The organism is Microbacterium sp. zg-Y1090 (assembly GCF_030246945.1).
In the GTDB taxonomy this organism is placed as follows: domain Bacteria; phylum Actinomycetota; class Actinomycetes; order Actinomycetales; family Microbacteriaceae; genus Microbacterium; species Microbacterium wangruii.
In genome coordinates this window covers 2117595-2137561 of the sequence record NZ_CP126742.1, presented here as the reverse complement: position 1 = coordinate 2137561, position 19967 = coordinate 2117595, and the positions used below count along the sequence as shown (strand labels likewise).

The following is a 19967-nucleotide window of genomic DNA, read 5'->3' as shown; positions in this document are numbered from 1 at the left end:
CCCGTGGGCCCCTGATTCGCTCGCGAGCCCACACGTAAGGCACGAGCTCACACTGCCCGTGCGCGCGGGACGTGTGGGCTCGTGCCTTCGGTGTGGGTTCGTGCGAGCCGGGCCCGGTGGTGCGCGAGCAAGGGGTCGGGCGCGGGCGCGTGGGTGGTCGCGGGCGCCGGGGCGGCGTACCCACACGGGTAGCGCGAGCCCACACGCGCCGCGCGCGTGGGCACGCCCGTGGGGACGGATGCGCGCGCGAACCCACACGCAACGCACGAAGCCACACTCCCCGTGCGCGCGGGAGGTGTGGGCTCGTGCGTTCGGTGTGGGCTCGTGCCCCCGGTGTGGGCTCGTGCCCCCGGTGTGGGCTCGTGCCGCCGGTGTGGGTTCGTGCCCCCGGTGTGGGCTCGTGCGTTTCGGCGGCACAGCGCGGACGCGAGGCCGGCGCCCTGCCAGGCACGAACCGGGTCAGCGCACGGTGACGCTCTCGAACCGGGCCGTGGGGATGCCGTCGAGGGCGACCGCGCGCGTCGAGCGCGCCCCGCGGGGGAGCGGCACCCGCGTGCCGGTCTCGCGGAAGCGCTGCACCGCCCAGGTGCGCACGCCGGCCTCCGCCAGGCGGCATCCGAGCGCCGTGAGGCCGGGCTCATCGATCGCGTCGGGGTGCACGGTGGTGCGCACCTCGTAGTCGAGGGGCCGGTCGCCGCCCTCGCGCCGGCGCTGCTCGGCCAGCACCAGCTCCAGCGACCGCCAGGCGCGCTCGCTTGCGCCGGGGCGACCGGTGACCGCCGTGTACGCGTCAGCGGTGGCGGCCTTGATATCGAGCCCCACCCAGTCCACGAGGGGCAGCACGCGCGCCAGCTGCCGCGGATACGCGCCGCCCGTGTGCAACCCCACCGCGAACCCCCGCGCGCGCACGTCGGCCATCGCGAGGGCCAGGGCGGCCTGCATCGTCGGCTCGCCGCCGGAGAACACCACCGCCTCGAGCAGTCCGCGCCGGGTGTCGAGGAAGACGGCGACCTCCTCCCATGTCAGCGTGGGGGTGGCGCGCGGGGCGATCAGCGCCGGGTTGTGGCAGTAGAAGCAGTCCCACGGGCATCCCTGCAGAAAGACCGTGGCCGCGAGGCGGCCCGGCCAGTCGACGCTCGACAGGCGCGTCAGCCCCGCGATGCGCAGGGTGTCGGCAGTGGGGGTGGTCACGCGGGCGCTCCGACGAGCTGCGGCGCGGCATCCGCCCGGTGCTGATCGAAGTACACGCGCTCGGCGGCCTCGCCCCGCTTGCCGATGTTGAACGACGACACGGGGCGGAAGTAGCCCATCACCCGGGTCCAGACCTCGCACTCCGCGCCGCACCGGGGGCACTGCGGCAGGTCGCCCGACAGGTAGCCGTGCGCCGGGCAGATCGAGAACGTCGGCGTGACGGTGAGGTAGGGCAGGCGGAAGCGCTCCAGCGACCGCCGCACCAGGGTCTTGCACGCCTGTGCGGATGCCAGCGCCTCGCCCATGTACAGATGCAGCACTGTGCCGCCGGTGTACTTGCCCTGCAGTTCCTCCTGCAGCGCCATCGCCTCGAACGCATCGTCGGTGAACCCCACCGGCAGCTGCGACGAGTTGGTGTAGTACGGGTTCTGCGGGGTGCCGGCATGACGGATGCCGGGGAAGCGGGCGATGTCCTCCTTGGCGAAACGGTACGTCGCCCCTTCGGCGGGTGTCGCCTCGAGGTTGTACATGTGCCCGGTCTGCTCCTGGAACTCGACCATGCGCTCTCGCACGTGATCGAGCAGGCGGGCGGCCATGGCCCGCCCGGCAGGCGTGGCGATGTCGTCGGCGTCGCCGGTGAGGTTGCGGACGAATTCGTTGAGGCCGTTGACCCCGATGGTCGAGAAGTGGTTCTGCAGCGAGCCGAGGTAGCGCTTCGTGTAGGGGAACAGGCCACCCTCGATGTGGCGGTCGATGACGACCCGTTTGGCTTCGAGGCTGTCGCGGGCGATGTCGAGCAGTTCATCCAGGCGCGCGATCGCCGCCGCCTCGTCGCCGGCGTGCACGTAACCCAGGCGCGCGCAGTTGATGGTGACGACGCCGATCGACCCGGTCTGCTCCGCCGACCCGAACAGGCCGTTGCCACGCTTCAGCAGCTCGGTGAGATCCAGCTGCAGCCGGCAGCACATCGACCGGATCATGTGGGGGTCGAGGTCGGAGCTGATGAAGTTCTGGAAGTAGGGGAGCCCGTACTTCGCCGTCATTGCGAACAGGGCGTCGGCGACCGGGTCGTCCCACGGGAAGTCGGGCGTGATGTTGTAGGTCGGGATCGGGAAGGTGAAGGCGCGGCCGTCGTCGTCGCCTTCGCTCATCACGTCGATGAACGCCTGGTTGATCATCGACATCTCCGGCGTCAGATCGCCGTAGGTGAAATCGCACACCCGGCCTCCGATCAGCGGTCGCTGGGTGGCGAGGTCGTCGGGCACGGTCCAGTCGAACGTGAGGTTGGTGAACGGCGTCTGCGTGCCCCAGCGCGACGGGACGTTGAGGTTGTAGACGAACTCCTGCATCGCCTGGCGCACCTGGTCGTACGTCAGGGCGTCGAGGCGCAGGAAGGGGGCGAGATAGGTGTCGAACGAGCTGAACGCCTGCGCTCCGGCCCATTCGTTCTGCAACGTGCCGAGGAAGTTCACCATCTGACCGAGTGCGCTCGAGAGGTGCTTCGGCGGTCGCGACGCGATCTTGCCGGGAACGCCGTTGAAGCCCTGCTCGAGCAGCGTGCGCAGGGACCACCCCGCGCAGTACCCCGCGAACATGTCGAGGTCGTGGATATGCAGGTCGCCGTCGCGATGCGCGGCGCCGGCTTCGGGGGCATAGACCTCGTCGAGCCAGTAGTTGGCGATCATCTTGCCCGACGCGTTGAGCATGAGGCCGCCCAGCGAGTACCCCTGGTTCGCGTTGGCGTTGACCCGCCAGTCGGCGCGAGAGAGGTACTCGTTCACGGCGGCGGCCACGGGGATCGTGCGGGGTGCGGGGGGAAGGGAGGGCGGGGTCATGGCATCCTCTGCGAGCGGTTCAGCGCCTCTCAGGCGGAGGCGGACCACCACTATATGTATGTGGTCTGACCTGTGTCTCATCCCATATGTAGTGGCCACAGCGTCATTCGGGATCGACGGCCCGCGGATTGTGGGCTCGCACAGCATCGCGTGGCGCTCCCGATATTCCGCCGTTCTCGGGTGTATCGCGGGTGTCGTGGGTGGGTGTGACAGGGTGGAGAGGTGACCATCGTTCCTCCCGCCTCGGATGAGCCGCGCCGCCCCGACGGCCCGCGCGACCCCGGTGATGCGTGGGTGGTGGCCGACGACGGCACCCGGTACTGGGGTCGTTTCGGTGCGGCGGGGCTCCTGGCGCTGGATGCCGAGCGTGGCATCCTGCTGCAGCATCGGGTGTCGTGGAGTCACTTCGGTGGCACGTGGGGGCTCCCGGGCGGGGCGCGCCATGAGCACGAGAGCGCCGGCGACGCCGCCCTGCGCGAGGCGGCGGAAGAAGCCGGCGTGCCGGCGGGGGCCGTGCGTCCGCGCCTGCTGAGCATGCTCGACCTCGGCATCTGGAGCTACGGCACGGTGCTGGCCGACGTCGTCGAGCCGTTCGAGCCGGTCATCAGCGACGCGGAGAGCCGAGAGCTCGCGTGGGTGCCGGTGGCCGACGTCGCGGGCTACCCGCTGCATCCCGGGCTGGCGGATGCATGGCCGCGGCTGCGGGCCCTGCTCGACGTGCGCCCCGCCGTGGTGGTGGATGCCGCGAACGTCGTCGGGTCGGTGCCCGACGGCTGGTGGCGCGACCGGCCCGGCGCGGCGGCGCGGCTGATGGTGCGCGTGGCGACGTGGGCGCGCGCCGGGGTGGATGCCGCTGAGCTGGAGCTTCCGGCCGGGCAGTGGTTCCCCGAGGTGTCGGTGGTGCTCGAGGGCGCGGCTCGCGCCGCCGGCGATGCGGCCGGCGTGCACGTCGTGCGCGCTCCCGCCGCGGGCGACGACGCGATCGTCGACGAGGCATCCCGACTGGTGTCGCTCGGTCGCCGGGTCGTGGTCGTCACGGCCGACCGGGAACTGTCCCGGCGCGCGATCGACGCCGGCGCCGGGGTGCGCAGCGCCGGATGGCTGCTCGCGATGCTGCCCGCCCGCGCGTAGCCCCGAGGGCATCCGACGACGAGGGGCCGGCAGCACAGTGCTGCCGGCCCCTCTCGATGCCCGTGCGGTCAGTGGGCGACGAGCGCCTCGTCGTGCGGGGCGTCGTCGGGGGTCGCCGGCTTGCGTACGAAGAACGCGAGGATCACCGCGACCGACGCCACGATCGCCCCGGTGAGGAACGCCAGGTGCACGCCGGAGGCGACGGCCGAGACCGCGCTCGCACCCTCCGCCAGCGACGCGGCGGCCTGCACCGACATGAGCGTGACGAACACGGCGGTGCCGGCGGCGCCGGCGACCTGCTGGATCGTCCCGACGATCGCGCTGCCGTGCGGGTACAGCGACCGCGGAAGCGAGCCGAGCGCCGAGGTGAGCAGCGGCGTGAACACGAAGCCGAGCCCGAGGTTCAGCGTCATGTGCACCGCGATGATCCAGGGGATCGTGGCCGACTCGTCGAACGTCGTCATTCCCCACAGCGCCGCAGCGGCGACGATCATGCCGGGGATGACGAGCGGGGTGGGCCCGTACTTGTCGAAGAGCGAGCCCACGACCGGCGCGATGACGCCCATCAGCACGCCGCCGGGCAGCAGCATGAGCCCGATGGTCAGCGTCTCGAGGCCCAGCACGTCGGTGAGGTAGATGGGAAGCAGCACGAGCGAGCCGAAGAGCGCAGCCATCACGACGACGACAAGGGTCACCGCGAGGCTGAACGACTTGGACGTGAAGGTGCGCAGATCCAGCAGCGCGCTGTCGGTTTTCTGCAACTGCAGCTGGCGGGCGACGAACGCGACGAGCCCCAGGATGCCGAGGGCGAGCGGGATCCACACCGGCACCGGTGCGTTGCCCGACGCCGCTTCGCCGATGGAGCTGAGCCCGAAGATCAGGCCGCCGAAGCCCACGGCCGACAGCAGCACGCTGAGCACGTCGAACTTCGCGGGCCGGGTCTCGGTGACGTTGCGCACCCAGAGGGCGCCGAGCGTCAGCGCGATCAGGGCGATGGGCAGCACGATCCAGAATAGCCACCGCCAGCTGAGCGCCGAGAGGATGACGCCCGAGACGGTCGGTCCGATCGCCGGCGCGACGGCGATGACGATGGAGATGACGCCCATCATGCGTCCACGGTGGGTCGCCGGAACGATCGACAGCACGGTGGTGAACAGCAGCGGCATCATGATCGCGGTGCCCGAGGCCTGCACGATGCGGCCGGCCAGCAGCATCTCGAACCCGGGGGCGAGGGCAGCGATGAGGGTGCCGAGTGTGAACAGGCTCATGGCGGAGAGGTACACCCGTCGCAGCGGGAAGCGCGCCAGCAGGTAGCCGGTGAGCGGGATGACGATGGCCATCGTGAGCAGGAAGCCGGTGGTGAGCCACTGGGCGGTGCTCGCGGTGATGGCGAGGTCGGTCATGAGGCTCGGCAGCGCGACGCTCATGATCGTCTCGTTGAGGATGACGACGAACGCCGAGATCACGAGCAGGGCGATGACGACGCCGGGGCGCACGATGACGGGCGCGGTGCCGGTGGGCGTGGGGGTGTCCGTGGTGGGAGGGGTCTTCTCGAGGGTCACGAAAGTCTTTCTGCTGAGCACTCGCGCGCGTGCGGCGCCATGCGAGGGGAAGGTGTCGGATGCCGACGAAGCAACAATACTGGCAGTGCGTGCCATGTTGGCGCAATCTGTACACTGGCCGCATGGACACCGGCACCCCGCACCGCGCAGCGCTCGCCGACGAGCCCGTCGGGCTGCGCGAGCGCCGCCGTCGCGAGACGCAGCGTGATATCTCGGATGCCGCGCTCGAGCTGTTCGAGGCGAAGGGTGTCGCCGCGACCACGGTCGATGAGATCGCCCGGGCCGCCGGGATCTCGCCCCGAACGTTCTTCCGCTACTACGCGACGAAGGAGGAGGCCGTCTTCGCCCCCGAAGACGACACCGCCGCCGCCGTGCGCCGCGAGACGCTCGCCGCGATCCGCGCCGGTGCTCCTGTCGCGGCCGCGCTCGATACCGGCTGGCTGCGCCTGCTCGAAGCCTTCGATGCGCAGGCGCCGGAGGGTCGTGCACACTCCCTGCGGGTGCGTCGGCTGGTGCAGAGCGAGCCGGCCCTGCTGGCCGTGGCGCTGCGCAACGAGGCAGCGGGCGCCGACGCGCTCACCGATGCCGCCGTCGACGCGGCGAAGGCGGATGCCGACGTGCTCACCGCCCGCGCCCTCATCACCGCCGTGGGCTGCACCGTGCGACTGGCGTTCGACGAGTGGGTGCGGCGGGCCGAACTCGGGCAGGATGCCTCGGTCCGCGAGATCTACGTCGCGCTGCGGCGAGGTCTCGCCGCGTACGCCGGGCAGATCACCGACGACCTCTGAGCGCCGAGACTCTTCTCGTTCAGCGCCCGCGCAGTCGGTCGGTCTCGCGCCGCTCGCGCTTGGTCGGGCGGCCCGCGCCGCGATCGCGGACGGGCACGAACGCGGTCATCTCGCGCGGCGGCGGGGGAGGGGTGCGATCCTCCACGGCGGCCGCTGCCAGTGCCGCGCCCACGCGCTTGGTGATGGTCTGCCGCACCACCAGGATGCGGTCGAACCCCGCGATGCGCACCCGCAGCTCGTCGCCGGGCCGCACCGGCTGCGCGGCCTTCGCGCGCTCGCCGTTGACCCGCACGTGGCCGGCACGGCATGCCGTGGTCGCGGCGGAGCGGGTCTTGTACACGCGCACCGCCCAGAGCCACGCGTCGACGCGCGCCGGCTTCTGCGTGGCATCCGTCATCGATCGTCTTTCGCACGCAGGTGGCGCACGACCCCGTACGCGATGAATCCCTGCCCGATCGTGTACGTCACCATGACGGCCACGCCCATCCACCCCGGGGTGCCGGGCACGAACAGGCGGAACGCGAGGATGGTGTCGGATGCCAGGAAGAACAGCGCGCCCACCACGACGGCCGGGTTGCACCGCGTGGCGGCGACCGCGGTGCCACCCAGCACCAGCCCGTAGGCGGCGACGCCGAGCGCGAGCGCGCCGAGCAGGGGCCACAGCACGATAATCAGCACCACCCACCAGATCGCGAAGACCGCCGACCACCAGGGGAGGCGGCGGACCGCGAGATGCCGCCAGAACAGCGCGATGTAGCAGGCGTGCGCCAGCCCGAAGCTGAGCAGCATCATCGGCAGCTCGTCGTCGAAGAAGGGGAAGAAGAACGCTGCGCCGTCACCGAACCACGAGAACAGCAGCGCGGCGACCAGCAGCGCGTGAGGGGCGCTCCAGCGAGTGCTCCGCAGTGCCCAGACGGCGGCGAGGATGAGCACCGGCATGAGCGCGAGCTTGCTCGGGTAGGTCAGCGGCGAACCGGCGGCGAGCAGCCCGACGTGGACGAGGGCGACGAGCGCGTAGATCGCGAAGCCCCACCACCAGCGGGTGTCCTGGCTGCCGGTCGGCGCGGCGGTAGTGGTCGGCGAACGGTCGGGTGCAGTGCGCACGGCGCTCCTTCGGGCAGGGCGGACAGTCGTCTCATCGTACGGTCAGAGGCGGCGCTCGCCGCGGAGGCGGTCAGCCCGAGACGTGCAGCTCCACGATCACGATGTGCGGCTTCGGGCGGGCCACCTCCTGGAATCCGGCGTTCTCGAAGATCGAAAGGGTGCCGTGGTACAGGTCGTTCACCGGCGTCTTCTTCGCGGCGACGTCGATCGGGTAAGCCTCGACGATGCGGGCCCCGGCCGCGCGTGCGTAGTCCACCGCGGCATCCAGCAGCCTCGTGCTGACGCCCTGACCGCGGAACTCACGGCGCACGACGAAACAGCTGACCGCCCAGACATCCGGATCGTCGAAGGGGATCGGCGACGCGGCGTAGTTGCGCGTGCGTGCGAGGCGCGGCTGTTGGGTGCGCGGACCGACGCGCACCCAGCCGGCGGGGGAGCCGTCGACGTAGGCCACCAGGCCCGGCGGGCCGGTCTCGATCTCGGCGCGGAACATGTCGGTGCGCTCGGCGACGGTGGCCGCCTCGAAGTCACGCCCGGTCAGCAGCCACCACAGGCACTGGCATGCCGCCCCGTCGCCGCCGTCGGCGAACGCGTACTCGATGTCGTCGAACCGCTCCGGCGTCGCTGGTTCGACCGTGATCTGGGTCATGGCCAGACGGTAGCGTCGGGGTGCGACATCGGGCAACGGCATCCGCGACATGCGCGGCGTCACGCTGGTTCGCGCGGCGTGCGCGGAGCGGCTAGGATAGGGGAGTTGTCCGCGCGCGGGCAGCAGAAGACCGGGATGTGGCGCAGCTTGGTAGCGCACTTGACTGGGGGTCAAGGGGTCGCAGGTTCAAATCCTGTCATCCCGACAGAGAGGGCCGTTGGCAGAACTGATGGCAAAACGGTCGATAAGGAAGAAGGGCACTGGCGTGAAGCCGGTGCCCTTCTTCCTTTTCTGTTGTTGTGGTGAGGGCTGGAGCGGTTGGATCGGCTACCCCGGCGGAACGGATCCCGGAAATGGCGAACGCGCCCGGTTTCGGGCGCGTTCGATTGTCCTGGGTGAGCGTGGGTGTGCCGGTTTCTTCACCGGCCGGTGATGCTGCTCCTGCGGCGAGTCAGGTCCTCATCGGGACAAGCGGGTCGTCGGAACCTGCTGCGGCTGCCGCCTGAATCGGCCTGACTTTCGTTCCGTTCTTCAAGTAAGGATGGAACACGATGAACAGGAAGTATTCCCCGGAGATGCGTGAGCGGGCGCTCAGGATGCTCGCGGAGACGCGGCCGTCGCACCCGACGATGATGAGCGCCGTCCGGCATGTCGCCGGACTGCTCGGGATGAGTCCGGAGACGCTGCGGTTGTGGCAGCGTCGCTACGAGGTCGACGCCGGGGTGAAGCCCGGCGTCACGACTGAGGCCGCGGCGGAGATCAAGCGGCTGCAGAAGGAGGTCTCGGAGTTGCGGAAGGCGAACGAGATCCTCAAGGCTGCGAGCATCTTTTTCGCGAAGGAGCTCGACCACCCCTCGACGAGATGATCCGGTTCATCAACGAACACCGGGATCGTTTCGGGGTCGAGCTCATCTGCCAGGTCCTCCGACCGGCAGTGAGAGGGTTCCTCACCTCACGCGGCTACCGTGCCGCGGTGAATCGGACTCCGTCCGCGAGACGGCTCCAGGATGATCTGCTGGTGCCCGAGGTCGCTCGGCTGCATGCGGAGAACTACGGCGTCTATGGGCGCCGGAAGATGCACGCGCTGATGCGACGGCAAGGGTGGGAGATCGGTCGGGACCAGACCGAACGGCTGATGCGGCTCGCCGGTGTTCGCGGGGTGCGCAAGTCTAAGCGAGTGTTCACGACGAAGTCTGATCCCGCCCTGCAGCGGCCGACCGATCTCGTCAACCGCCGATTCACCGCCGACGGTCCCCGCCGGCTCTGGGTCTGCGACGTGACCTATGTCGCCACCTGGTCCGGTTTCGCATACGTCGCGTTCGTCACCGACGTCTACTCCCGGCGCATCGTCGGCTGGAACGTGGCGGCGACTTTGAAGGCGGAGATCTTGCCGATGCAGGCGCTCGATATGGCGGCGTGGGACGCCGGCGATGACCTCACCGGGCTGACGCACCACTCGGACCACGGATCGAACTACATGGCGATGGTCTACACCGACCGGATCGTCGAGCTCGGCGCCGTTCCCTCGACCGGAACGGTCGGCGACAGCTTCGACAACGCGATGGCCGAAGCAGTCAACAACCTCTACAAGACCGAGCTCATCCGCCAACGCGGACCCTGGCGCACCGTCGAACAGGTCGAACTCGCGACCCTCGAGTGGGTGTGGTGGTGGAACAACCAGCGCCTCCACGGCGAGCTCGACATGCGCACCCCCGCCGAGGTCGAGCAGGCGTACTACGCTGACCTCGAATCAGCCCAGCCGGCCCCTGCCGGACAAAGCTCCCAATAGGAACGAAAGCCAGGCCGATTCAGTCGGCCCTCCCGGCACCGTGCTCAGCGCACAGCACCCCGCCGGGCAGCCCAGCGCCCGCTTGTCTCCGTCACCACTAAGGCCGGCGCCGCGATCCGCGCCAGGACAGGTTCTGCCAACAGCCCACCGGTGGGCTGTTGGCAATACTGATTGCAAAACGGCCGTTTTCTGGGTGCCCGGGCTCTCGCCGAGGTGTTTGGGTAGGTGCGCTTCGCGTGCTGAGGGTGAAAAGGGACTGCTGAAGGTTTAGGTGACTCATGATCTGTGGTGATTTGCACCGCTCGAAGGATGTCCTCATGCCTAAGCCGTTCCCCAAGGAGTTCCGGGACGACGTCGTTGCAATCGCGTTGAAGCGGGAATCGTCGTTCGCGCAGGTCAGGCCGCCATCGCGGACCGCGACCCCGAGGGCGCGTGACGGTCACTCCGGGTCGGCGAGGACGCGGGCGAGGCAGCGGCGGGCGCGGCGGTACGGCTCGGGGTCGATGACCACGTCGCCGTCGACCTCTTCCAGCTCGCGAATGCCCTCGTCAGAGACCGAGATCGACATCGCGACGATGAGCCGGGCCTCGGTGTCGAGGTCACCGGGAAGGCGGGCGAGCTCGGGATGCGTCTCCAGCCACGAGCGAATGACATCGACGAGGCGCTCGCGACTGACATGACTCGACCACGACACGGCGGTCGTGGTGCCGGGCTCCCGGGCGAAGAGGGCGAGACGGCGCCGGGCGACCTCATCGTTGTCCTGCCCGCGCACCGACTCGGTCACGATGAGCGACGCCGCGACGACGAGGTCGCCGCCGTGCACGGTCAGCAGCCGCTCGGTGAGCGCTGGGTCGTATTCGAGCGGGGCGCCGAAGATCGCCGTCTCGAGCGAGGGGAAGTAGTTGAAGAAGGTGCTGCGCGAGACCTCCGCCGCCGCGCAGACCTGCTCCACGGTGACCGAGCCGATGCCGTTCTCGTAGGCGAGGTCGACGGCGGCCTTCTCCATCCGCCATCGACTGAGGCGCACTTTGCGCTCCCGAAGACCTTCGCTCACGACACCCCCCGTCTGCGCATCCGCCTTTACGATACGCGAGAGGGGCGGGGACCCCTAGGCCGCCCGCCCCTGTCGTCGACACCGCTTACGCGCGGTCTGCGGCAGCCCGCCGGCGACGGGATGCGGCGAGGATCACGGCACCGCCGAGGATGAGCAGGAGTGCAACAGCCCACAGCCCGCCGAGCTCACCGCCGGTGGCCGGCAGTGCGTCGCGGTCGCCGGCGTCGGGGCCGTCGCTCTGGTCGCCGCCGCCACCACCGCCGTCCGTCTCGCTGTCATCCGGGTCGCCGCCGTCATCCGACCCGCCGCCGTCGGCAGGTGCGGTCACGGTGACCGTGACGGTTGCGGAGCTCTCCAGCATCTCCGCCGAGTCGGGCACGAAGCGCAGGCGCACCTCGTGCGTGCCCACCGGCAGCCCCGACAGCGCGAGCTGTCCGGCACCGTCGGCGACCTCCGCCGCCGCCAGGGGGTCGGCTCCGAGGTACGCCTCGATGTGGCCTCCGACCGGGTCGCCCGCCGATGCGCCGAGCGTGTTCACGGGCCCGGCGGCCGCCGCCGTGCGAGCCGAGGCACCCAGCGCCACGACGGCGTCGACCTCGATCGTCGCCGGCTTCTTCGTCGTGCCCGACACCTCGGTCGCGCGGGGCGTCAGGGCCGTCGGGATGCCGCGGACCTCCAGGGGCGTCGCGGTCGACGTCGAGGCAGCGAAGCCGGGGGCGGGCACGAAGCGCGCCGTCACGCTGTGCGACCCGACGGGGAGGGTGTCGGGCGCGATCACGTACCGTGCCTCGCCGTCATCGGCATCCGGGTCACTGTCCATGCCGGTGGACATGGAGTACACGACCTCGCCGTCGAAGAGGATCTCGAGCGAACCGCGCGGGTCGGTGTCGACCCCGAGCATCGCGTTCGTCACGGTCGCCGAGAGCGTCAGCGGGTCGTCGGCGCGCAGCGATGCCGTCGAGAGCGTCAGCGTCGTCATCGTGCCGATCGCCGTGACAGTGATCCCGTGCGGGGCGGACGTCGACAGCGCGTAGTCCCCGTCGGCGTCGCCGAGGAACGCGACCGTGAGGTCCTCCGTTCCCCACGGCAGCACCACGTCCTCGAACAGCACCTCGCCGGCGCTGTCGGCGGTGCCGTATGCCAGGGGGCCCCCGTCCGCCTGCAGAGCGACCTGGCCGCCGACCGGGGTGCTTCCGGCCTGCACAGTCGCCGTGACGTCGATCCTGCCGAAGGCGCGGACGCTCGTCGGCGCCTGCGTGATCGTCGTGCTCGTCGCCGCGCGGGCCACGGTGAACGACTCGGTCGTGCTGACCGAGGGCAGCACATCGGTGGTGCCCGGGTCGGAGTCCTGCACACCGTCGAAGCGGGCGACGACCTCGTGCGGCCCGACGTGCGGCACGTGCGTCACGGGCGCGACGGTCGTGAAGACCCCATCGCCTGCATCGGCGAGCGTGCCGGCGCCGACGGCGACGCCGTCCACCTCGATCGTGACCGTCTCGCCGCTCACATCGATCCCGCCGGCGACCTCGACGGACACCTCGGCCGACAGGGTGTCGCCGAAGGTCGCCGGTGCCGTGCCGATGTCCATTGTGGTCGTCGAGGCCACCTCCGACGGACCTGGCGGCGGGGGCGGCACCGGCTCGGAGACGGTGACGGTCATCGTCGCCTCGGAAAGGGTGGACTGAAAGCGGAAGTCGCGCTGGTCGGTGTGCGGCCGGGACGCGGCTCGGAACTGGTACGTGCCGGCCGGAAGACCGGGGATCTCGAAGGTGCCGTCCCCATCCGTGCTGCGCCAAGCCACCCGCGTGGCGTCGCGGTACACATCCACCCAGGTGTCGAGCGGGGTGTTCGGCGTGCGGGTGTCGGAGGTGCGCACGCGCAGGCTGAAGTCCTGGCCGGCCTCGACCTGCGACGGACCGGTGATGGTCGTCGTGGTCGTCACCGGAACCATGATGCGGACGGTGCCGCTGTCCGCCAGCGGGCCGAAGTAGTCGTGCATGTCCTCGGGTCTGCGCGCGTCGGACGTGATGTGGGCGCCGGGGTAGCTACGGTCGACCCAGCTCATGCCGGCGCCGCCGCCGGAGCCGGCCGAGTAGCTCATGAACTTGCGCCCGGGGCCGCCGCCCGTGCCTGATGCCGGCCAGCCGCCGCCACCCCCGCCGCCGCCACCGCCGGCCGTGCTCGTGGCGGCTGAGGTGCCGTTGCCGCCGTCCTTGTGGTATCGCGCGAACTTCGTGTCATCCCGTCCGTTCTCGCCCGGCTTGGTCGAGTGGGGCCCCGCCCCCCAGGTGGCGGGGTACATGGTGACCGTGTAGCCGTCCCTGGAGCCCTGCCCCGAGATGGCGCCATCTCCGCCTGGGACGAAGGTGAGGCCGCTCCCGGTGTCGCTGCTGCCTGAGTAGCCGCCGAAGGCCTCGAGCATCTTGAGGAGACCCCACGGGGTGATCGAGAATCCCGGGTTGCCGGTGTATCCGCCGCCGCCACCACCACCGCCGGCGACCGCGACGACCTGTCCGTTGACGATGACTGCCGCAGCGCCGCCGCCACCGCCGCCCTCGGCGCCGCTGAGGCTGCTCTTGCCGCCGTCGCCGCCCTTGATCCAGCCGTCGCCGCCCTTGCGCTTGTTCGCCGGCTTGCCGGGGACGACCGTCACGACATCACCGCGGCTCACGGGGAGCTCGACCGCGAAGTCGGCGCCCCGGCCACCGTTGACCCGATCGACGTTACCGCCGTAGCCGCCGCGGAGGCCGACCACGATCTTGCTGACACCGGCGGGAACGTGCCAGTCCTCCGTGTTCGAGAACTCCCAGATCTGCTGCGAGAGCGGAGCCGCGTACGCGGGAGTGGCCACGCCGAAGCCGAGGCTGCTGAGCGCGACGGCTGCAGCGGTGACGACGGCGACACGGCTGCGAAGCCGCGGGCTCGGGCGCGACGACGCTTCCGTGCGTCCTCGCTCGTTCCGGGGAGAGTGGAAAAGTTGGATCACAGTCCAACTTTAGGGTCAGTCGGATCGCGGCGTCCAGCGCAGGATGCCGTGGATGCGGCGGGTTCACGCAGTTACGCGGACCAAAAACCTGGATGGGTGTCCAAGTTTTGTACACTCTCCCTTATGGCCCACATCGACAGCGCTGTTCGCCCCGCGCGGCAAGGTCGCCTTTCACGCGGTATCGCCGCCCTTCTGACCGCGACGCTCGCCGTCGCCGTGATCGCTGCCGGTCCGGGCGCCGAGCCCGCGCACGCGGCCGCGCACACGCAGACCAAGACCTTCACCGACCCGGCGGGCACGCGCTGGACCGCGCCCGCCGGCGTCAGCCGCATCACCGTCGAGATGGCCGGCGGCAAGGGAGGCAGCCAGTACCTCTTCTGCCGCCTGAATTCGTGCGGCGGGCGGGGCGGCCTGGTCAGCTTCGTGATGGTGGTTCCCGACGGTGCGGAGCTCACGTTCTATGGGGCGACCGCAGGCTCCGACCGCAACGGTGGCAAGGGCTGGCGCACCGGAGGCCGCGGCGGGGACAGGTCCGGCGACGAAGCAGCGCCGGGTAGCGGTGGCGGCGGTGCCGCCGCGATCGTGCTCGACGGAAAGGTCCTCGCCGTTGCAGGCGGAGGGGGTGGTGCCGGCGGCCTTGCCTTGACCTCCGAGCGCAAGGACAACTGGTCCCCCCCGGAGCCCGTGCACGGAGGCCACGGCGGCGACGCCGGGCAGGACGGGCTGGCGGGGTCGGTCTGGTACAGCAGCAACAAGCCGGGCAAGGGCGGTGCCGGGGCGGCCCTTCCGGGCAAGAGCGGCCAGAACGGAACGCCCGGCGCCTGGTTCTCCTGGGGTGCCGGCGGCGGCGGCGGCGGCGGCGGGTGGGAGTCCGGCGCCGGCGGCGGCTCAGGCAAGCACGGCGGCAGTCACTCCAACGCAGGCGGAGGCGGCGGTGGCGGCTCGAACTGGGTCGATCCGCGCTTTTCCGGGACCTTCGGCACCAATCCGGGAACCGACGGCTATGTCCGCATCACCTACGAGGTGCCCGTCACGCTGCAGTTCGCTGTGGCCCCCATGACCGAAGGCCAGCAGGCGTTCGCCCGCGTCACCGCCGTCGACAATGACGGCACGTCGCTCCTCGGACGGCACCAGCTGACGTCGGGCGGCCAGGTGCTCGCAGACGAGGAGACCGCACTCGCGTTCGTCCCGCTCGAGCTGCCCGCCGGCATCCACACGATCGAGCATGTCTTCACCGAATCCGGCCACGATCCGGTCCAGGCGACGTGGACCGTGACCGTCGCTCCGGCGGGTGGCGGGATCGGCGGCCTCGACGCCGTGGTGTTCGACGTGGACATGGCCGACCATGTGTTCGCCGCGGGCTCCTCGATCAGCGTGGCCGGTGCGCTCGTGAGCGAGGGAAGCGCCGTTCCGGGCCTCGTGCCCGTCGCCGTCGCGGTCGACGGCACACCGGCCGCCACGGCGACGACGCTGGCGTCGGGTGACTTCGCCCTGACGATCACGGGGGTCCCGGTCGGCGCCCACACCCTCACGCTGACGTCGCAGGCGACGCCTCTCTTCCTCGAGGCCCCCGCGCTCGTCATCCCGATCACCGTCGTCGACGAGCGCACCGAGGTGGCCATCTCGAGCGTCTCCTCCTCCGCCGTCGTCTACGGGACGCCCATCGACGTCGTCGCGCAGGTCAGTGCGGCCGACGGCTGGGGGCCGGCGCCCACCGGCTTCGTCGCGATCGCCGACGAGGACGACCTCATCGGCGTCGCGACGCTCGCCGCCGACGGCACCGCGACCTTCTCCGGAGTCTTCCCGCACCCGCATTCGTCGTCGCTGCGCGCGCTGTACGCGGGGGACGCCGTCTACGAGGCGGCGGTCTCGTCCGCCTGGCCGATCAGCGTCGCGGATGCCGCGACCGCGACCGTGCTCGACGTCGCGAGCCTCACCGGTCACGCTGGCGACGTGACGGCGATCCAGGCCACGGTGTCCGCGGAGGCGGGCAGCGTGCGCGAGCCCTCGGGCTTCGTCGAGCTGCTGGTCGACGGCGAGGTCTTCGCGAGCGCGGCGATCGGAACGGATGACGACGCGGCGCGCCACGACGGGACGGTCTCCTACGCCTTCGACACCGACCACCTCCCCGCCGGCGACCTCGAACTGCAGGCGCGCTTCGTCCCGGGCGACGGATACGCGGCCTCCGCATCCACCCGGGTCGCGCTGCGCCTCGACGATCACGAGACGCGGCTCACCGTGACACCCCGGGCCATCGAGCTCGCCGCGGGCGCCGCGGCGGTCTTCACGGGCCACGTCGAGGTGCTCGGTCACACTGGCGGCCCGCTCATGCGCCAGGCATCGGGGGCGCCGGATGCCGAGGGCGTGCTCGTCGCCTACCGCGGCGGTGACGTCATCGGCTCGGCGGACGTTGACCCCGCGACGGGGGATGCGGAGCTGCGGGTCGAGGGGCTCCCGGCGGGATCCGGGTCCCTGCGGATCGTGTTCGTGCCGGAGATCGTGGGCCTCGCCGACACGGCGGCGACGGTGGCGTACACGGTGACGGCTGCGCCGGCGCCGGTCGACCCGGCGGAGCCGACCGATCCCACCGGCCCGACCGACCCGAGCAATCCTGTCAAGCCGGCGGGTGACACCCTGCCGGCGACCGGCGGGTCTTCGCCGGTGCCGCTGCTCGCGTCCGGTGTGCTCGCCGTGCTCCTCGGCGGCGCGCTGATCATGGCGCGACGCCGCAGCGCCCTGCGCTGAACCTCGCCACCCCGAAACCACGACGGCCCCGCGCAAGGCGGGGCCGTCGTGGTTTCCGCGCGCGGCGCGAGCTCCCGCTCAGACCGTGGGCCTGTCGTCGTAGCGCGGGACGCGGGTGACGCGTGACCGCGAGACGCGGAGCACCGCCGCGATCTGGCGGAGGCTCTTGCCCTCGGCGCGCCGGCTCGCGACGAGTTCCCGCTGCTCGTCGGTGAGGGCACGGGCCCGGTTTCGGGCGCGCTGGATTGTCCTAGGTGTGCGGGGTTGTTGCCGGTCTCCGAGCGCCGGCGCCGTAGAACACGACGCTGTTCGGGCACGGGACGTCGTTGCACCACGCGCACTGGGCGCGCGACCGCGATGCCGTGGCCTGCTGGGCGTCAAGGCCAGGCGCGCGTCGCGAGGACCAGCAGATAGCCGTCAGGGTCGACGACCGTGACTCCGTTGGCGTCCCAGTATGGATTCCGTGCGCCGACGCGTCGGCCGCCGGCCTGCTCGATGCGCGCCAGCAGGTGCTCGTCGATCGGCTCGTTCAGGTACAGCACGAGGAGGTCCTCGTCGGTGGGCGCGGGGCGCACCTCGGCATCGCGCACCAGCTCCAGATGCCAGCTCGCCCCCGGCCAGCCGAGGAACGCCAGCTCCTCGAGCGTGCCGGTCGTGCCAGGCTGGCGCCCGTCGACCTCCATGCCGAGCCCGTCGACCCAGAAACGCACGGCGGCATCCATGTCGACGGTGGGTCGGGCGACCCTGAGGTGCGCGTCGCGGAGAGCGGTCATGCTGCCAGCGTAGCCACGGCGAGACCGTGGCGACCGCGGACGGGGCCCACCCGAAAAGATGCTTGACCCTGTGGCGACCACACGGCCTTGACTCGGCACATCGACGTCGTCCGGCCGTTTCGACGGTCGGCCACCGAGGGGAGAGCGTCACCATGGCGACTGGAACACAGCGCGTTGCGATCGTCACCGGCGCGGGAAGCGTTCGGGGCATCGGGTTCGCGTCGGCCCGCCTTCTCGGCGCCGCCGGCGATGATCTGGTGATCACGTCGACGACGGATCGCATCTTCGAGCGCGTCGCAGAGTTGCGCGATGCCGGTATCCGGGCAGAAGGGGTGGTCGCCGACCTCACCGAGCAGGGCGGCGCGGACGCGGTCGTCGCGTGCGCGCGGGATGTGTTCGGGGGAGTGGACATCCTCGTCAACAACGCCGGAATGGCGGCCGTGTCCGACGCGCACAAGCCGGGCGGGCTCGGCAGAACAGTCCTCGACCACTGGCACGCCTCGCTCGATCGGAACCTCACCACGACCTTCCTGATGACCCGTGCGGTGGCCGGCGCCATGCGGGCCGCCGGCTACGGCCGCATCGTGAACGTGTCCTCGGTGTCGGGCCCTGTCGCCGCCTATGGGGGCGACCCTGCCTACCACGCGGCGAAGGCCGGGATCGTCGTCACCGGGCAGCTCATCACGATCGACGGCGCCAACTCCATCGCCGAGGAGCGCGGCCGATGACCACTCTCGGCAGCGCCCCCTCTCGGACGGTCGCATGGCACCCCGCCGTCCGGCAGGTGCGAGCTTTCGATCGGCTGCGTGCGCAAGAAGCGATCCGCGACGCTCGGCTTCTGCCTCTGAGGTATGCGCGCATGGCATCCTCCCCGTGGGCGTACCTGCGCGGCGCCGCAGCTGTCATGGCGGCCGATCTGGCCAGTGCGCCGCACTCGGGGCTCACGGTGCAGATGTGCGGCGATGCGCACATCCTCAACTTCGGGCTGTGGGCCTCGCCGGAGAGGACGCTGCTGTTCGAGCGCGCGATTTCGACGAGACGCTCCCGGGGCCGTTCGAATGGGATCTGAAGCGCCTCATCACCAGCGTCTACGTGCTCGCCGACGCGGAGCGACTCGGCGGCACCTGCGGTGAGGATGCCGCAGCCGCCGTCGTGACCGGATATCGCAAGGCGATGCGACGGTACGCCCGGATGGGAGAGCTCGACGTCTGGTACGACCAGATCACCGCCGATGTGCCGCTGAAGGGACTGACCTCGGAGTCGGCCCATGCGGCAACGCGCGCCATCGAGAAGCAGTCGCGCACGCAGACGCACCATGGCTCGGCGAAGAAGCTGGTCGCCGACGACAACGGACAGCACAAGATCGTCCTGGAGCCGATGAAGCGGATCGACGAAGGGATGACCGAGCAACAGCGGATTCGCGCCTATCGGCAGGTCTACGACACCTACCTCGCCTCCATCCCGCCGCATCTGCGTCGGCTCGTCCGTCTCATGCAGTCCGCCGCCGACATCTTCCTCGGCCACATGCGTGTCGACGGCACCGACTACTACGTGCGTCAGTACCGCGACATGAAGATCATCCCCAAGGGAGCGCAGATCGCGGCGTACCTCCCTCAGTTCGCCAAAGCGTGCGGTCGCACCCTGGCGAAGGCGCACGCCCGCAGCGGCGACCCGGCGGCGGTCGTCGAGTACATCGGGCGAGGAGTCGCTTTCGAGGAGGAGATCCTCCGCTTCGCGCGCGCGTACGCAGATCAGACCCATGCAGATCACGCCGAGCTCGTCGCCGCGATCGCTGCGGGCGAGGTGAGGGCAGAAGAAGGAGTGGCGTGAGATGGCCGCGAACAGTGATCGTCCTCGGCGGCGTCGGTGGCCGTGGGTTCTCGGCGGCACCGCCTTCTTCGCGACCGCCGCCGTGGTGCTCGCGCTCGTCTTCCAGTTCGGGCTCCCGTGGTGGAGCGGGGACGGCGACCACAACCACGTCTACGTGTCGCCGGATGGTGCGCGTCAGCACTACCAGGTGCACGTGCCGCCGCAGCATGACGGCTCGACGCCGCTACCGGTGATGATGGCCATCCACGGGTGCGGGATGACGGGATTCGGGTGGAACTCGATGAAGGCATCCACGCAGTTCACCGCGCTCGCCGATCGGGAGGGCTTCATCGTCGTCTATCCGACCCAGCGTCCCTTCGAGAACTCGGTCAACTGCTGGAACTCCGCGGACGCGCGCAACCAGATCCGCGACGCGGGGGAGCCGGCGCTCCTGGCCGGCGTCGCGCGAGCGCGCCTCGCGTGGAGCTTCGCCGAACGCCACGACAACCGGTGACGGGAAGGAACGGTCTGGCAGTTGACCTTGTGGCTGG

At 70.7% G+C, this 19967-nt stretch carries 17 protein-coding genes, 1 tRNA gene and 1 pseudogene; 9 read left to right on the top strand and 10 right to left on the bottom strand.

Going from position 1 to position 19967, the window contains the following annotated elements; all coding sequences use genetic code 11:
• Positions 1-459: 459 nt before the first annotated feature.
• Both QNO26_RS10165 and QNO26_RS10160 read right to left on the bottom strand, forming a co-directional pair.
• On the bottom strand, positions 460-1191 hold the full coding sequence (locus QNO26_RS10165; RefSeq protein ID WP_257534030.1) for an anaerobic ribonucleoside-triphosphate reductase activating protein: 732 nt from the start codon (positions 1189-1191) through the stop codon (positions 460-462).
• The gene (locus tag QNO26_RS10160; RefSeq protein ID WP_257638767.1) at positions 1188-3026 is read right to left on the bottom strand and encodes a ribonucleoside triphosphate reductase; all 1839 of its coding nucleotides are present in this window, start codon (positions 3024-3026) and stop codon (positions 1188-1190) included. The genes QNO26_RS10165 and QNO26_RS10160 overlap by 4 nt, the downstream gene beginning before the upstream one ends.
• Positions 3027-3248: 222 nt before the next feature.
• Between QNO26_RS10160 and QNO26_RS10155 the strand changes: the two genes are divergently transcribed.
• A complete protein-coding gene (locus tag QNO26_RS10155; protein WP_257534034.1) occupies positions 3249-4157 on the top strand; it encodes an NUDIX domain-containing protein in 909 nt (302 codons plus the stop codon).
• Positions 4158-4225: 68 nt separating this feature from the next.
• Here the strand turns inward: QNO26_RS10155 and QNO26_RS10150 are convergent, their stop codons facing one another.
• The gene (locus QNO26_RS10150; protein ID WP_374679400.1) at positions 4226-5719 is read right to left on the bottom strand and encodes a DHA2 family efflux MFS transporter permease subunit; all 1494 of its coding nucleotides are present in this window, start codon (positions 5717-5719) and stop codon (positions 4226-4228) included.
• Positions 5720-5841: 122 nt separating this feature from the next.
• Here QNO26_RS10150 and QNO26_RS10145 point away from each other — a divergent pair, with 122 nt between their 5' ends.
• A complete protein-coding gene (locus tag QNO26_RS10145) occupies positions 5842-6507 on the top strand; it encodes a TetR family transcriptional regulator (protein WP_257534036.1) in 666 nt (221 codons plus the stop codon).
• A 19-nt stretch (positions 6508-6526) separates the two neighbouring features.
• Here the strand turns inward: QNO26_RS10145 and QNO26_RS10140 are convergent, their stop codons facing one another.
• The 3 genes from QNO26_RS10140 to QNO26_RS10130 all read right to left on the bottom strand — a co-directional run bounded on the left by QNO26_RS10140 (position 6527) and on the right by QNO26_RS10130 (position 8260).
• A complete protein-coding gene (locus QNO26_RS10140) occupies positions 6527-6904 on the bottom strand; it encodes an RNA-binding S4 domain-containing protein (RefSeq protein WP_257534037.1) in 378 nt (125 codons plus the stop codon).
• Positions 6901-7611 (bottom strand): lysoplasmalogenase, encoded by a 711-nt coding sequence (locus QNO26_RS10135; protein ID WP_257534038.1) that lies wholly within the window; start codon positions 7609-7611, stop codon positions 6901-6903. Before QNO26_RS10135 ends, QNO26_RS10140 begins: the two co-directional genes overlap by 4 nt.
• Positions 7612-7681: 70 nt before the next feature.
• Positions 7682-8260 (bottom strand): GNAT family N-acetyltransferase, encoded by a 579-nt coding sequence (locus QNO26_RS10130; protein ID WP_257534039.1) that lies wholly within the window; start codon positions 8258-8260, stop codon positions 7682-7684.
• A gap of 131 nt (positions 8261-8391) precedes the next feature.
• Here QNO26_RS10130 and QNO26_RS10125 point away from each other — a divergent pair.
• Both QNO26_RS10125 and QNO26_RS10120 read left to right on the top strand, forming a co-directional pair.
• Positions 8392-8465, top strand: a tRNA-Pro gene (locus tag QNO26_RS10125).
• 346 nt (positions 8466-8811) lie between these two features.
• Positions 8812-10049, top strand: a protein-coding gene (locus QNO26_RS10120; RefSeq protein WP_257638774.1) for an IS3 family transposase whose coding sequence is annotated in 2 segments (ribosomal slippage) — positions 8812-9097 and positions 9097-10049 — 1239 coding nt in all. Because the reading frame shifts where the segments join, the coding sequence is not laid out codon by codon here.
• Between the two features lie 439 nt (positions 10050-10488).
• On the opposite strand, the gene QNO26_RS10115 is transcribed toward QNO26_RS10120, so the two are convergent.
• Both QNO26_RS10115 and QNO26_RS10110 read right to left on the bottom strand, forming a co-directional pair.
• On the bottom strand, positions 10489-11103 hold the full coding sequence (locus QNO26_RS10115) for a TetR/AcrR family transcriptional regulator (RefSeq protein WP_257533997.1): 615 nt from the start codon (positions 11101-11103) through the stop codon (positions 10489-10491).
• An 85-nt stretch (positions 11104-11188) separates the two neighbouring features.
• Positions 11189-13954 (bottom strand): Ig-like domain repeat protein, encoded by a 2766-nt coding sequence (locus QNO26_RS10110; protein WP_285181578.1) that lies wholly within the window; start codon positions 13952-13954, stop codon positions 11189-11191.
• 258 nt (positions 13955-14212) lie between these two features.
• Between QNO26_RS10110 and QNO26_RS10105 the strand changes: the two genes are divergently transcribed.
• Positions 14213-16834, top strand: a complete 2622-nt coding sequence (locus QNO26_RS10105) for an Ig-like domain repeat protein (RefSeq protein WP_257533995.1) — start codon at positions 14213-14215, stop codon at positions 16832-16834.
• A gap of 78 nt (positions 16835-16912) precedes the next feature.
• Here QNO26_RS10105 and QNO26_RS14485 read toward each other — a convergent pair whose 3' ends face one another.
• Together QNO26_RS14485 and QNO26_RS10100 are read right to left on the bottom strand one after the other, a co-directional pair.
• Complete coding sequence (locus tag QNO26_RS14485) at positions 16913-17215, bottom strand: helix-turn-helix domain-containing protein (RefSeq protein ID WP_350310492.1); 303 nt, start codon at positions 17213-17215, stop codon at positions 16913-16915.
• The gene (locus tag QNO26_RS10100; RefSeq protein ID WP_257533994.1) at positions 17212-17607 is read right to left on the bottom strand and encodes a VOC family protein; all 396 of its coding nucleotides are present in this window, start codon (positions 17605-17607) and stop codon (positions 17212-17214) included. The genes QNO26_RS14485 and QNO26_RS10100 overlap by 4 nt, the downstream gene beginning before the upstream one ends.
• Before the next feature lie 152 nt (positions 17608-17759).
• Here QNO26_RS10100 and QNO26_RS10095 point away from each other — a divergent pair, with 152 nt between their 5' ends.
• From QNO26_RS10095 to QNO26_RS10085, 4 genes and pseudogenes are all read left to right on the top strand, one after another.
• Positions 17760-18335, top strand: a complete 576-nt coding sequence (locus tag QNO26_RS10095) for an SDR family NAD(P)-dependent oxidoreductase (RefSeq protein WP_257533993.1) — start codon at positions 17760-17762, stop codon at positions 18333-18335.
• Positions 18332-19029 (top strand): annotated as a pseudogene (locus QNO26_RS14480) (DUF2252 family protein); the annotation flags it as partial. The gene QNO26_RS10095 and the pseudogene QNO26_RS14480, both read left to right, overlap by 4 nt.
• Positions 19006-19437, top strand: a complete 432-nt coding sequence (locus tag QNO26_RS14475; protein WP_350310500.1) for a DUF2252 family protein — start codon at positions 19006-19008, stop codon at positions 19435-19437. The pseudogene QNO26_RS14480 and the gene QNO26_RS14475, both read left to right, overlap by 24 nt.
• Position 19438: 1 nt before the next feature.
• On the top strand, positions 19439-19930 hold the full coding sequence (locus tag QNO26_RS10085; RefSeq protein WP_257533991.1) for a CE1 family esterase: 492 nt from the start codon (positions 19439-19441) through the stop codon (positions 19928-19930).
• Positions 19931-19967: the final 37 nt, after the last annotated feature.

Excerpts from the sequence above, each read along its gene's own strand:
- QNO26_RS10140 (WP_257534037.1), bottom strand. The coding sequence starts at position 6,904 with ATGACGGATGCCACGCAGAAGCCGGCGCGCGTCGACGCGTGGCTCTGG.
- QNO26_RS10095 (WP_257533993.1), top strand. The coding sequence starts at position 17,760 with ATGGCGACTGGAACACAGCGCGTTGCGATCGTCACCGGCGCGGGAAGC.
- QNO26_RS10130 (WP_257534039.1), bottom strand. The coding sequence starts at position 8,260 with ATGACCCAGATCACGGTCGAACCAGCGACGCCGGAGCGGTTCGACGAC.
- QNO26_RS10105 (WP_257533995.1), top strand. The coding sequence starts at position 14,213 with ATGGCCCACATCGACAGCGCTGTTCGCCCCGCGCGGCAAGGTCGCCTT.
- QNO26_RS14475 (WP_350310500.1), top strand. The coding sequence starts at position 19,006 with ATGACCGAGCAACAGCGGATTCGCGCCTATCGGCAGGTCTACGACACC.
- QNO26_RS10160 (WP_257638767.1), bottom strand. The coding sequence starts at position 3,026 with ATGACCCCGCCCTCCCTTCCCCCCGCACCCCGCACGATCCCCGTGGCC.
- QNO26_RS10085 (WP_257533991.1), top strand. The coding sequence starts at position 19,439 with ATGGCCGCGAACAGTGATCGTCCTCGGCGGCGTCGGTGGCCGTGGGTT.
- QNO26_RS10145 (WP_257534036.1), top strand. The coding sequence starts at position 5,842 with ATGGACACCGGCACCCCGCACCGCGCAGCGCTCGCCGACGAGCCCGTC.
- QNO26_RS10100 (WP_257533994.1), bottom strand. The coding sequence starts at position 17,607 with ATGACCGCTCTCCGCGACGCGCACCTCAGGGTCGCCCGACCCACCGTC.